Below are 14402 nucleotides of genomic sequence, written 5' to 3' on the forward strand. Positions count from 1 at the left end.
CAGAAGTTGGACTTTAATACACATAATCATGATTCTGTCAATGCGTAAGTCCTAGCATTTTAGACTTCGGAATTATATCAAGCCTAGAAATTATCAAAGCTTGTCTGGATAAGGGTTTAGCGGTTTGATGGGTAAAATTAGTCTAAACTCCAGTCAATATTATGTCTGCTTGATTACTTATTAAACTATTGAAATTTTATATAAGGATATCTAAGTTTCCCGGCTTAGATATCCACTAGCAACATAACCTAAATTTCATAGATTGTTAGCTCTATTCTAACTACTATTTTTTGTTTTTAAATGGTTCTTGGGATAGTTATAAATTCATCCTTAAGTTGGATGTCAAAGTTAGATATATATTTTATTTTCATACACTTGGCAAATTTAATTAAGATTTTTGTTGTATAATATAATGCTAATAGTTATTAGATAAATTTTCTGATTTTTACCTGAAGCTTTTATATTGGAACTAACTTCTCAAGCTGATTAGCGATCGCAACCATAAATATCAGCTATGTGTAGGTGCGTTAACACAGTGTAACGCACCCTAATTTTTAAGAGAAGTTAGTAATATTAGACTTTTCTAAACTTGCTACTAATCTCACTCCAAATTCTTCTTCAAACACTCCTTTTTTATAATCTAAGCTCCAAAGTTCTAAAGCACAATCATCATCTGATTGAGATGGAAAAATTAGCAGATTGACCTGCTTCAGTTGTGGATAATACTCACATTGCACTTGAGCAACTGCACCAATTTGTCGTCTATCTAATGCTACTGCCAATCTTAAAATCGCACTTAATTGACTAACAATTTGTCGTTGTTGTTTGGTCAGCAAATTTTGGTAGTTTTCATGTTTTTTCTTGGGCGGCGATTTGCGATGATAACGCGCTAAATTGGCAATAATTTCAATCTCGGTTTCTGTATAACCAAGTAATTCACCATTGCGAATTAAATAGTAAGAGTGCTTGTGGTGAGACGAATGGCTGATATAATGACCGCAATTGTGTAATATTGCAGCTGCCCACAGCATTTGTCGTTCATCAGTTCCCCAATGATGTAGAGTACCTTGAGTTTGGTCAAATAAACTCTCGGCAAATTTTGCCACGCGATCGCTGTATTCTAAATTGATATGGTATTTATCTGCGAGTTTGAGGATATTCCGTTCCCGAATTGAACTTTGATAGCGCAGCTTATCTTCAATTAAACCGTGGGTTAACATCCAGTCTACAATTACGCCTTCCCTCAGAGAACGCTCACAAACTGTTACCGATTCACTACCCAAAAGGGTCATTGCTTCCTGTAATATGACTGCACCAGCGAGGATAACTTCAGGGCGCTTCTCTGGCATACCAGGAATTTCAGCCCTTTCGGAATTACTCAGTTTGCGCAAGCGATTTACCAACTCTTGCAAGTCTTGAAGACTAAATTGGTAGCCATTGAGAGTGGAAGGAATAACACCCGACTTTTCCCGTGCATGAATCATCGCCAGGGTTTCAATTGTGCCCGCCGTACCCACCAAACGCGGAGATTCCCCAGACTCTAGGTTTGCTAAGATTTCTTCTACAGAACGTTCCAACATTCCGCGTGCATAAGCTTGCAGATATTGGAACTCAGTGGTGCTGATGGGGTCAGTAGTGATTAACTCGCTAGTGAGTCGCACTGCACCAACTTTAGTACTGGTGAGAATGCGGGCTTGGTGACTATCGCCTAAAATTAATTCTGTGGAACCACCGCCAATATCAATAATCATGTGGGGCTGGTTGTTAAATTCCATCCCCGACAGCACGCCAAGATAAATTCGCCGCGCTTCTTCTTGACCAGAAATCAAGTTAACGCTTAAACCCAACTCCGTTTCTATTGTGTGCAAAAAAGCTTTACCATTGGGGGCTTCTCGCACAGCACTAGTTGCCACAGCGATGATTGTTTCAGCGTTGATAGTTTTGGCAACTTCTTGAAAGCGTCCTAAAGCAGCGATCGCCTTTTCAATTATCTCTGGCTTGAGTTCTCCAGTGGTAAGATTGCGATCGCCAAGCCTTACGGTTTCCTTTTCTTTAGCAATAATGCTGAAAGCTGGTAGTGTAGGGTCAATCTTGACTACTACCATGTGTAGAGAATTTGTTCCCAGGTCAATGGCAGCAATAATCCGATGTTGCTTAGATGGTTGAGTTGGAATACTCTCCCAGCTAGAAACTAAATTCAGCATCTAGTTTTCTCTCTTTATTAAGAAATGATGTCAAACGGTGATACGTCGGGGTAGCTAGCACTGATATTTATGACAACACACTTGCTCAGACTGAGTGCTGTTAGCGGTAGCAGGGCGTTGAGCCAGTGCTGAATATTGAGTAAATTAAAAAATACTCAGCATTCCCAACTCAGATCGATCGAGGGTAACTGAGCTATGTATATTCACCCTACTATTTATAACCGCAGTGACTATTTAAAGATATTTAAAGTTGCCACTTTGGGTTATGTTTTTACAAATAACAAATAACGTTATTCTATAGATGTAAAGAAGTGTGAATTAAAAAATAGGGCATAGGGAATGGGGCATAGGGAATAGGGCATAGGGAATAGGAGTAAAAAAGCAAGGGGAGAAATAACTAATCCCCAATCCCCAATCCCCAATGCCCAATGCCCAATGCCCAATGCCCAATGCCCAATGCCCCATCAATCAATCCTATGCTAACGACACCAGAACGCCCCCAGTCACCAATTTGGCTTGTAATTATCCGGCTTTTACGCTGGCATAAACCAGAAGGGCGGTTAATTTTAATGATTCCTGCCCTTTGGGCTGTGTTTTTGGCAGCTTCAGGAAAACCGCCTTTACCTCTGGTTGGTGTGATTATATTGGGTACTCTGGCCACGAGTGCGGCTGGGTGTGTTGTCAACGATTTGTGGGATCGGAATATCGATCCAGAAGTGGAGAGAACACGCGATCGCCCCCTTGCTTCTCGCGCCTTATCTGTGAAAGTTGGAATTATAGTTGCGATCGTCTCGCTAGCATGTGCAGCAGTCTTGGCCTTTTATCTTAACCCCTTGAGTTTCTGGTTATGCGTGGCAGCAGTGCCTGTAATTTTGCTTTATCCAGGTGCAAAGCGGGTGTTTCCCGTACCGCAACTGGTGCTTTCCATCGCTTGGGGTTTTGGGGTTTTGATTAGTTGGAGTGCGGTAACGCAAAGCATTTCTCAACCAACTTGGTTGCTTTGGGGCGCAACTGTATTGTGGACATTGGGATTTGATACAGTTTACGCCATGAGCGACAAGGAAGACGATCGCCGCATTGGTGTTAATTCTAGCGCCCTTTTTTTTGGTAATTATGCCCCTCTCGCTATTGGAATTTTCTTTGCTGGCACAATCTTGTTGTTGTCTTGGTTAGGCGTAGTTATACATCTGCACTTAGCTTTCTGGATTAGCCTTGCAGTTGCTACTATCGGATGGGTTTGGCAGTCTCTGCGATTAAGAGAGCGATACTTACCTAATTCTGCTTATGGTGAAATGTTCCGGCAAAATGTGTGGATTGGTTTTATTTTACTTGCTGGGATGATTGCTGGATCTTTATAAGAGGTTGTTTTAAAAGTGTTTGGCTGTGTTTAATCGCATTTTCACCCCCCTTAATCCCCCCGATGCATTGGCTACGGTGTACACACAAGTCACATTACCCCCCTTAATCCCCCCGATGTATTGGGGGGAAACAGGAAAATCTAGTTCCCTCCCCAATACATACGGGGAGGGTTAGGGTGGGGTAAACAAATATTCGATACACTACTACAGACTTTTCAAACATCCTCTAAGAATTCAGGAGGCAAGAGGCAGAAGGCATTTTGAAGTAATTTTTCTAAAGCTAGATAGCTTTTCGCAGGAATCACACTTGGCATCACACAAATTAAGTTAATGCGAGTTGCCTTGAAGTGTATACTAACGCTTTACGATAGTAACGCAAAGCGATAGTATTGTGATTGTTAGTTTTAAATCTGAAGAGACAAAGCTTATCTTTGACGGCTTTACATCTTCTCAGTATCCGCCCAATATCCAAAAAACTGCTTTCCGAAAACTGCTCATCCTTGAGGCTGCAACGTCAATTAGCGATTTGCGCTCTCCACCTGGTAATCGTTTAGAAAAGTTAGTTGGCGACAGGAAAGGGCAGTACAGCATTCGTATTAACGATCAATGGCGAATTTGCTTTGTTTGGACGGATGAGAATAATGCCTCGGAAGTTGAAATAGTAGATTACCACTAATGCAGGTCAATAATTATGAATAACACCCGTCTGCCAAATATTCACCCTGGGGAAATCCTACAACTAGAATTTTTAGAGCCACTAAATATTACCCCTTATCGATTAAGCAAAGATATAGGTGTAGCTCAGACACGAATTAGTGAAATTTTATCTGGAAAACGCAGTATTACAGCAGATACAGCGTTGCGTTTATCTCGCTATTTTGGTAGCAGCGCTCAGTTTTGGTTGAATTTACAAACGCAATACGATATACGTCAAGCTCTTGAAGAAAATGCAGAAGTTTACAATCAAATACCTAAACTTCCGTTTAATGATGTAGCCTGAGTTTGTCAAGCAAAATTTTAAATTTTGTAGGGTGCGTCATTTGAGGGAGAATGGAAAATTTCATGGTTATAAAACTTGTAAGTAGAACAGGCGGGAAAAATCAAACTATGTTAATAAAAGTAAAGTGGAGTAAAACCCTCTTTCCTCCTGCCTTCTGCCTCCTGCCTCCTGCGTGAACCTGATGATAAATATTCACAGCGACTTACTTATCTTGCTTGGATTTTTAAAATTCACTAGAAAATATAAGTTACATTATAGCCCCCTCCTCGCTTGCAACGAGTGCGTTGGAGGTGGACTTCTTACTGATTATGCGTTGAAAATTTCCCATGCTATTTGATGCGTTTAAAAATCGTAAATCTCCTAAAATCGAATTCATCAAAACTAACCCAACCTGGCGCGTAGCGTGGGGAACAGTTGATGCAAATCATGAAGATATAGCTTGGCGAGATGAAAAAATTTCTGTAATTTTACCACGCACAACTTCGGAATTGCCGACAGAAAAATTAGCAATCAGTTCTAGAGGACGATTTGTTGTTGTTGGTGATGTTTGGTTAACTAACCGAGTGCAATTGCTGCAAAAGTTGGGAATTGAACCGGATAGCTTTCAAGGAAGTTCTCTGCAACTGGTGGCTAATCTTTGGGAACGATGGGGTAATGAAAGTCTTAGCCAACTTGTGGGGATGTTTGCGTTGGTGGTTTGGGATAGAGAGAAACAGGTGTTGAGATTGGTTCGCGATCGCATCGGTGTGCGTACTCTCTATTACACTACCACTGGTTCAGTTCGTTGGATTGCGCCTCAACTGAGAACTTTAGCACCTCATCGTTCATCCGATTTAGATTTGGTGGCGTTGCGAGATTATCTTTGTTGTGCTTTTGTTCCTGGCGAACGAACCCTTTGGGAACAGGTGCGAGAACTGCGACCTGGAACTGTTTTAGAATTTCCTGACTACAAAGCTACAGCTTATTGGCAGCTTCAAGAACAGATTATAGCAAGCGATCGACCCTTAGCATGGCATGGCGATCGCTTGCGAGAACTTCTAGAGCAAGTTGTTCAAGAATATTTACCACCAGCTAATGAACCCGTTGGCGTTTTTCTTTCTGGTGGTTTGGACTCTAGCAGTATCACTGCTTTAGTAGCAAAATTCCACAAAGCACCAGTCCACACCTTCTCGATTCATTTTGGTTCAGAATGTCCCAATGAGTTAGAATTTTCCAGTCTCGTTGCATCCCATTGTCAGACGCAGCACCACATTTTAGAAATTACTTTTAAGGATATGTGGTCACGCCTGCCGGAAACAATGGCTTATTTAGATGACCCCATTGGCGACCCATTAACTGTTCCCAACCTGTTGCTGGGACGACTGGCGAGAGAAAGCGTAGAAGTAGTTTTAAATGGTGAAGGTGGCGACCCTTGTTTTGGCGGCCCAAAAAATCAGCCGATGCTAATTAATAGTTTATATGGCTCTGTCACCAATCAAGATGCATTGCAAGCTTATTTAATTTCCTTTCAAAAGTGTGCTGTTGACTTACCACAACTTTTAAAACCAGAAGTTTGGACAGCAGTACAAACAGCGCCTTGGGTTTTTGCAGAAGATTTATATTCCCAAGCTAGCTATCTGAATCGGTTGATGGCAATGAATATCAAATTTAAAGGCGCTGACCAAATTTTGACGAAAGTCAGTAACTTGACTCAAGCTGCTCTTTTGCAAGGTCGTTCTCCTCTGTTTGACCAACGAGTAGTAGAGTTAAGCATGGAGATACCTCCAGAGTATAAGCTTTCGGGAGTGGAAGAAAAAGCAGTTTTAAAGCAAGCGATTACCTACGGTGCGTCTTTGGCGATCGCAGATATCTTACCAGACACAATTATTCATCGTCCCAAAAGTGGGATGATGGTACCAGTGCAGCTAGGATTTCGGAAATATTGGCAGCAAGAAGCCAGAGATTTATTGCTCAATCGAAATGCAGCTATCACTCCTTACTTAAACCAGATGCCAATTCGTAATTGGTTAAACTATCAAGGAGATACTTGGAGCCGATATGGAGTAAAGCTGTGGTTGCTTGCTAGTTTAGAAATTTGGTTACAAGTAAATCAAAAAGCGCACTAGTGAAAGCAACAAAAAGATACGTCATAACTCAATTGAGTTATGCCTTCGCTATCAGTGCTGGGTAATAAGTGAAAAAAAATACTCAACACTGATGGAAATTTGAAATCTTAACTCATCCCCTGGCTTTTCATAAAAAGCTGTAAGGAAATCGAAGTCATTAGACTTATTGCAAAAGTCGGGGTAAAAGGGTAAAAAAACTCAAAATCCTTTCCCTTTAACCTTTTCCCTTTTCCCTAAGAGTGCAAAAATATATTTTTGCAAGAGGTCTATTAGTACCAATGATAAATGACCAAAGACAAATGACTCTTGTTATATGAATATTTCCTGACTTATGTCAGCATTTTTTGTTTTAAAAACCACTGAAAAAACGCATTTTCAAGTGATTGCCGATTTTCTGTTAATTTATTTTTGATTATTTCCTGAGCTAATCTCCGTTTGCGGTGTACTCTCAATATACGGTAACTACCAATACTTCTCGGTTAAGGGGAAAAAAGAAAGGGGAAAGGGGAAAGAAAAAACCTTTAACTCAAACCCAGTAACCTTTTGCCAAAGCCCGATTCCGAATTAAAAATGCACAAAGCGAGAAGTATTGCGGTAACTAACACACTCAACCTTTGAGATCGATTACACCCAGAGGTGAATACCATGAACAATTATCCTCAACAACAGGAATTTATTTTAAGTCAAATTACAAATAAATATTTTCAGCGTCGGGATTTCAGTGGATGTGACTTGAGAGGAATCGACCTGAAAGGAATTGATTTAAGTGGTATTAATTTAATTGGAGCTGATTTGCGTGATGCAAATTTATCTGGCTGTGTTCTGACTCGTGCTAATTTAAGTGGTGCAAATTTGATCCAAGCTAGCTTACGCGAAGCTAATTTGTATGAAGCATCTTTATGTGAAGCCAATTTGACTAATGCTGATTTAACACGAGCAAATTTGTGCGGAACATTCTTATGGCGAGTAAAATTCATAGGTAGTAATCTTTGGGGTGCTTCTTTATGTGATGTAGATTTGAGAGAAGCAGACTTAAGTGAAGCCAAATTAATTGAAGCATCGCTGATTGAAGCTAACTTAAGTTTTGCAAATCTCACACGAGCCAAGCTATGTGGAGCAAAATTACTAGAAGCTAATTTGACTGAGGCTAACTTAACTAGTGCAGACTTGACATGGGCAAATTTAACTAAAGCAAACTTGAGTAAGGCAAACCTTTGGAAGACAAATTTGATTTATGCGAAGTTGCGAGATACTATCATGCCTGATGGCACAATTGAGCAACCTCAGATAGTTATTTATTAGCTAGAAGTAGCTCTGCCAAAGTGAGATAATCTTCTGATTTCGTTTCCATACTCTGCATGGAAACGAGATATAGCATAATTCAGAATTCAAAAGTCAGAATAAGTAAACTTGAAACCCAATACTTATCGGGTTTTGGGGAAGAGGAAAGGGAAAGAAAAAACCTTATAACCCTTACCCTTTTCCCAAAACCCAATTCTGAATTAAAAATGCACAAAACGAGAAGTCTTGAAGCCTTAGTTAATACAACTTCAATATTGATTATAAATATTCCTTATATCATAAGTAATGCTTAAGCTGTAGTTAACACAGCTTCTTCTGCGATTATGAATGCTCAAGCCGTAGTTAATACGACTTCTTCTGTGATTATGAATGCTCAAGCCGTAGTTAACACAGCTTCTTCTGTGATTATGAATGCTCAAGCTGTAATTAACACAGCTTCTTCTGTGATTATGAATGCTCAAGCTGTAGTTAACACAGCTTCTTCTGTGATTATGAATGCTCAAACTGTAATTAAAATTAGATATAGCCGTTCCCATTCCGATGCGGTACAGCATTATACCGAGGGATGTAGGGCACGGCACTGCACATTAGTGTCAACTTAAGAAGATAAAGCCCAAATTTGTTGGGTGTAAGCGTCAATCTCTTGATGACGCTTACGCTTAGTTTTGACTATTCCAAAAGACCTGTCCGAAAATTAAATTCCCGTGAAGATAGGAGATATAATTTTATTTTTATAAATCCTAATATTTACCATATATAGCTTTGGCGGATTGTATAGCATAATAAATCGTGTTGGCGCTTCAAATTTAAAAATCCTATTTTTTGTTTCTAAACTATCATCAACTATCCCAAACCCTTATTGCTACGTTGAGCGAAGACATATAAGCACCCTTTAAAACCCTTGTACAGACTGGGTTATAAATTTACGGACAAGTCTAAAGAGCTTTTGATGTTCTACAATATAGCTGACAACATCTTCCTGAAATTTGTTGATACACAAGGTTTAACACTACCGCTATCATTACTGATAATGTCAATATTCGCGATGCCTGCGGCAGGCTGCGCCGACGCAATTTTTTTGTTCATCTTTCCCTGAACATAATTTTAGTGGCTTGAAGCTCGCAGGAGATAACAATGAATATAGTTGTTTTTCGATTTCCTCAATTGGCGGTGCTGGTATTTGCTTGTGTTGACGCAAATCCGGGTTTCCAATACTGGCTGGCCGTTTTGCACCTATGATGTAATATCTATGTAAATGTTCTTAGTAATACATCTTATACTAACTTTTTGCTTAAGTTGACACCAATGGTATCTATACGCCCCTACTTAGAACACGGAACTTCAAGCGTAGAACCTTAAAGTTCACTTGCTGACTGACAAGAAATAAACACAGGAGAAAATCATGGCTAATTCATCATTCAACCTGCTTAACCTCTCTTCTTTAAATGGCACTAATGGCTTTATAATTAACGGCATTGCACAATCTGACCAATTAGGCTTCTCAGTCAGCAATGCGGGGGACATCAATAACGATGGCATTGACGACCTGATTATTGGGGGGGCAACTAGTATCGTCTTCAACGGCTATGATGCTGGGCAAAACTATGTAGTGTTTGGGAAGACGAATCTAGGCAGTGGCGGCAGCCTCAACCTCTCTTCTTTGAATGGCACTAATAATGGCTTTTTGATTAACGGCATTGCACAATCTGACCAATCAGGCTATTCAGTCAGCAATGCGGGGGACATCAACAACGATGGCATTGACGACCTGATTATTGGGGCATATAATACCGGACCTTACGACAAAGATAATGCTGGGCAAAGCTATGTAGTGTTTGGGGGAACGAATCTGGGCAGTGGCGGCAGCCTCGACCTCTCTTCTTTGAATGGCACTAATGGCTTTATAATTAACGGCATTGCAGTAAATCCCTACTCAGGCTATTCAGTCAGTAATGCGGGGGACATCAACAATGATGGCATTGACGACCTGATTATTGGCGCACCGAATGCCAAGGGCAATGGCAAAGATAATGCTGGGCAAAGCTATGTAATGTTTGGGAAGACGAATCTGGGCAGTGGCGGTACCCTCAACCTCTCTTCTCTGGATGGCACTAATGGCTTTTTGATTAACGGCATTGCAGAAAATGACTCTTCAGGCATCTCAGTCAGCAATGCGGGGGACATCAACAACGATGGCATTGACGACCTAATTATTGGCGCACCGGGTGTCAAACGCAACGGCATCCGTAATACTGGGCAAAGCTATGTGGTGTTTGGGGGAACCAATCTAGGCAGTGGCGGCACCCTCAACCTCTCTGATTTGAATGGCACTAATGGCTTTTTGATTAACGCCATTGCAGTAGATGACTTCTTAGGCGCCTTTGTCAGCAATGCGGGGGACATTAACAACGATGGCATTGACGACCTAATCATTGGGGCATTTAATCCCTACGCCGACGACAGAAATTATCCTTGGCAAAGCTATGTGGTTTTTGGGGGAAGGAATCTGGGCAGTGGCGGCACCCTCAACCTCTCTTCTCTAGATGGCACTAATGGCTTTTTGATTAACGGCATTGCAGTAGGTGACGACTCGGAGGGCATCTCAATCAGGAATGCAGAGGATATCAACAACGATGGCATTGACGACCTGATTATTGGCGCACCGGGTGCCAAACCCAATGGCATCCGTAGAGCTGGGCAAAGCTATGTGGTGTTTGGGGGAACCAATCTGGGCAGTGGCGGCATCTTCAACCTCGCCTTCTTGAATGGCAATAATGGCTTTATAATTAACGGCATAGCAGAAGATAACTACTCAGGCAAATCAGTCAGCAATGCGGGGGACATCAACGATGATGGCATTGACGACCTGATTATTGGGGCACCTTATGCCGACCCCAACGGCATCCGTGATGCTGGGCAAAGCTATGTGGTGTTTGGGGGGACGAATATTGCGACTAGCAATACTTCTCCCAACCTGACTGGAACTTCCGATGCAGATAACTTATTTAGCACACCTAGCAACAACATCATCAATGGGTTGACTGGTGACGACACCATAAAAGGCAATGGCGGTGAAGATAAATTTTTGTTTCGCCTTGGCGATGGCGATGACACTATCGCCGATTTTGGTGGCATTGGTAAAAACACAACCCCAACATCGGCGGCGATCGCCAATGTTGACACCTTACAATTTAAAGGTTCGGGTTTAACTGCCCAAAATCTGCAATTAACTCAAAATGGTAACAATTTAGAAGTGACTTTTGAAAAAGTGGCTTTTACCAAAGTCACTTTGCAAAACTTTAAACTAGAAAACCTGGATAATCTCCCAGAAAGCGGTTCACAACCTGCACTTGGCAATATCCTATTTGATGGGCAAACCAACATCGCCGACAGCTTTGATGTCTTCGATGCTAACTCCACTCAAACTTCGCTATTCAACAAGAACACGGTGACTTTCCTCAATGACCTTAACAATAACATCACAGGTTTTGACAACTCTGCTGATGTGGTTAATGGTCAGGGGGGTGACGACATCATCGACGGTAAAAATGGCAATGACATACTCAGAGGTGGTGCGGGCAATGATACCCTTGTCGGTGGTGCAGGCAATGATACCCTTGTCGGTAGTGCGGGTGCTGACCCTTTCTTCAACCTCTCTGACTTGAATGGCACGAATGGCTTTATAATTAACGGCATTGCGGCACGTGACTCTTCAGGCTATTTAGTCAGCAATGCAGGGGACATCAACAACGATGGCATTGACGACCTGATTATTGGGGCACCTAGTGTCTCCCCCTACGACAAAGATTCTGTTTGGCAAAGCTATGTAGTGTTTGGGGGGACAAATCTGGCTAGTGGCGGCACCTTCAACCTCTCTGATTTGAATGGCACTAATGGCTTTTTGATTAACGGCGTAGAAGAAGGTGTATTCTTAAACGGCTCAGTCAGCAATGCGGGGGATATCAACAACGATGGCATCGACGACCTGATTATTTGGGGACCAAGTGCCAATTCGGATGGCAAATCTTATCTTGGGCAAACCTATGTGGTGTTTGGGGGGACGAATCTGGGCAGTAACGGCAGCCTCAACCTCTCTTCTCTGGATGGTACTAATGGCTTTTTCATTAACGGCATTACAGGAATTGACTTCTCAGGCAAGTCAGTCAGCAATGCTGGGGACATCAACAACGATGGCATTGACGACCTGATTATTGGAGCAGTTACCTCCCCCAACGTCAAATATGAAGCTGGGCAAAGCTATGTAATGTTTGGGAGAACGAATCTGGGCAGTGGCGGTACCCTCAACGTATCTTCCCTAGATGGCACTAACGGCTTCGCGATTAACGGCGTTGTAGAAAATGGCCACTCAGGCTACTCAGTTAGCAATGCAGGGGACATCAACAACGATGGCATTGACGACCTGATTATTGGGTCACGAAAGTTCTACCCTGAAAGTTATAATTATGATCCTGGGCAAAGCTATGTAGTGTTTGGGGGAACGAATCTGGGCATTGGCGGCACCCTCAACCTCTCTGATTTGAATGGTAATAATGGCTTCATAATTAACGGCATTGCAGAAGATAGCGACTCAGGCTCCTTTGTCAGCGATGCAGGGGACATCAATAACGATGGCATTGACGACCTGATTATTTCGTCAAAATATGCTTACCGCAACGGCAAAGATTTTGCTGGGCAAAGCTATATAGTATTTGGGGGAACGAATCTGGGCAGTGGCGGCACCCTCAACCTCTCTGATTTGAATGGTACTAACGGCTTTTTAATTAACGTCATTGCAAAAGGTGACTCCTCAAGCTACTCAGTCAGCAAAGCGGGGGACATCAACAACGATGGCATCGACGACCTGATTATTGGGGAATCTGATGCCACCGCCAACGGCAAAAATTCTGCTGGGCAAAGCTATGTAGTGTTTGGGGGAACGAATATAGGCAGTAGCGGCACCCTTAACCTGTCTGACCTGAATGGCACTAATGGCTTTATAATCAACGGCATAGAAGCAAATGACTTATCAGGCTACTCAGTTAGCAATGCGGGAGACATTAACAACGATGGCATTGACGACCTGATTATTGGGGCATATGGTGCCGACCCCAACGGCAAAAATGGTGCTGGGCAAAGCTATGTGGTGTTTGGGAGGACGAATATAAACAGTGACGACACCCTGAAACCGACCGTAACTCCTGGTAATGATACCCTGACGGGCAACAGGCGTCAAGATAAATTTGTATTTCGCCCTGGCGATGGCAATGACACCATCACCGATTTTAGTGGCATTGGTAAAGGCACAAAGCCGTCGGTAGCAGCGATCGCCAATGTTGACACCTTGCAATTTACAGGTAGTGATTTAACTGCCCAAAATCTGCAATTAACTCAAAATGCTAACAATTTAGAAGTTACCTTTGAAAATGTGGCATCTACCAAAGTCACTCTGCAAAACTTCAAATTAGAAAACCTCGATAACCTGCCAACTTCTGGAGCAACACCTGCGATTGGCAATATCCTATTTGATGGGCAAACCAACATCACCGACAGCTTTGATGTCTTCAATGCCAACTCTACTCAAGCTAGCCTGTTTAACAAAAACACAGTCACATTCCTCAATGACCTAAATAACAGCATCGCAGGTTTTGAAAACTCCAACGATGTGATTAATGCTCAGGGGGGTAATGACATTATCTATGGCTTGAGTGGCAACGATCTATTGCGAGGCGGTGATGGTAATGATACTCTCGTCGGCGGTGATGGTAATGATACTCTTGTCGGCGGTGCTGGCGCGGACTGTTTCGTTTACAACACTGATGCAGTTTTTGGCGCGACTACTGTTGGTGTAGATACCATTAGTGACTTTAACAGTTCCCAAGGCGATCGGATTGTCCTAGATAAAATTACCTTTAGTGCTATTACTTCAACTGCTGGAACAGGTTTTAGTAACAAGAGTGATTTTCAAATCATTTCTAATGGGGAAACTAGCACAGCGAAAATTATCTACGACGCTGTGAATGGACAGTTATTTTACAATCAAAATGGCAGTGCGGCTGGTTTTGGTAGTGGCGGTCTATTTGCAACTCTGACTGGTGCGCTAACTCTAAGTGCATCAGATTTTGTTGTGCAAGTTTAAATGCTATTTTCAGGTAAACATAACGTGAGTTCGATAAGCCCTTTTTTGACCTCTCCCCCAACCCCTCTTTGACACAGAGAGGGAAGCCAAAACCCTAATTTATCGTTGCTCCTCCCTTTCCCTGTGGGAGAGGGAGGTTGGGAGGGAGAGGTTGATCGGACTCAGTTAAATTAAGAGAATTTACCAGTATCTATTTCATAAAAGTATCATTATTTGTGGAATTTGCTGAACCAGAATAGATTTTAGGACTTACGCATTGACAGAATCATGATTATGTGTATTAAAGTCCAACTTCTG

8 protein-coding genes and 1 pseudogene are annotated in these 14402 nt (G+C 42.1%); 7 read left to right on the forward strand and 2 right to left on the reverse strand.

Translation table 11 applies throughout. The annotated features are described in order from the left end of the window. Positions 1-554: 554 nt before the first annotated feature. Positions 555-2204 (reverse strand): Ppx/GppA phosphatase family protein, encoded by a 1650-nt coding sequence (locus tag RMY64_RS35765; RefSeq protein ID WP_322686737.1) that lies wholly within the window; start codon positions 2202-2204, stop codon positions 555-557. Between the two features lie 476 nt (positions 2205-2680). On the opposite strand from RMY64_RS35765, the gene RMY64_RS35770 reads away from it, so the two are divergent. The 6 genes from RMY64_RS35770 to RMY64_RS35795 all read left to right on the forward strand — a co-directional run bounded on the left by RMY64_RS35770 (position 2681) and on the right by RMY64_RS35795 (position 8571). Then, the gene (locus tag RMY64_RS35770; RefSeq protein ID WP_322686918.1) at positions 2681-3562 is read left to right on the forward strand and encodes a 4-hydroxybenzoate solanesyltransferase; all 882 of its coding nucleotides are present in this window, start codon (positions 2681-2683) and stop codon (positions 3560-3562) included. A gap of 391 nt (positions 3563-3953) precedes the next feature. After that, the gene (locus RMY64_RS35775; protein WP_322672405.1) at positions 3954-4238 is read left to right on the forward strand and encodes a type II toxin-antitoxin system RelE/ParE family toxin; all 285 of its coding nucleotides are present in this window, start codon (positions 3954-3956) and stop codon (positions 4236-4238) included. Between the two features lie 15 nt (positions 4239-4253). After that, positions 4254-4562 (forward strand): HigA family addiction module antitoxin, encoded by a 309-nt coding sequence (locus RMY64_RS35780; RefSeq protein WP_322672404.1) that lies wholly within the window; start codon positions 4254-4256, stop codon positions 4560-4562. A gap of 326 nt (positions 4563-4888) precedes the next feature. Next, positions 4889-6667, forward strand: coding sequence for an asparagine synthetase B family protein (locus RMY64_RS35785; protein WP_322672403.1), 1779 nt, complete (start codon positions 4889-4891; stop codon positions 6665-6667). Positions 6668-7312: 645 nt separating this feature from the next. Continuing rightward, positions 7313-7969: a pentapeptide repeat-containing protein gene (locus RMY64_RS35790; RefSeq protein ID WP_322672402.1), complete on the forward strand. Its 657-nt coding sequence runs from the start codon at positions 7313-7315 to the stop codon at positions 7967-7969. Positions 7970-8292: 323 nt separating this feature from the next. After that, the gene (locus RMY64_RS35795) at positions 8293-8571 is read left to right on the forward strand and encodes a hypothetical protein (RefSeq protein ID WP_322672401.1); all 279 of its coding nucleotides are present in this window, start codon (positions 8293-8295) and stop codon (positions 8569-8571) included. 375 nt (positions 8572-8946) lie between these two features. Here RMY64_RS35795 and RMY64_RS35800 read toward each other — a convergent pair. After that, positions 8947-9206, reverse strand: a pseudogene (locus tag RMY64_RS35800) (IS4 family transposase); the annotation flags it as partial. A gap of 165 nt (positions 9207-9371) precedes the next feature. Here RMY64_RS35800 and RMY64_RS35805 point away from each other — a divergent pair. Beyond that, the gene (locus RMY64_RS35805) at positions 9372-14105 is read left to right on the forward strand and encodes a hypothetical protein (RefSeq protein WP_322702578.1); all 4734 of its coding nucleotides are present in this window, start codon (positions 9372-9374) and stop codon (positions 14103-14105) included. The last annotated feature ends 297 nt before the right edge of the window (positions 14106-14402 follow it).

The sequence above is a fragment of the Nostoc sp. DedQUE08 genome, from assembly GCF_034530895.1.
Classification (GTDB): Bacteria; Cyanobacteriota; Cyanobacteriia; order Cyanobacteriales; family Nostocaceae; genus Nostoc.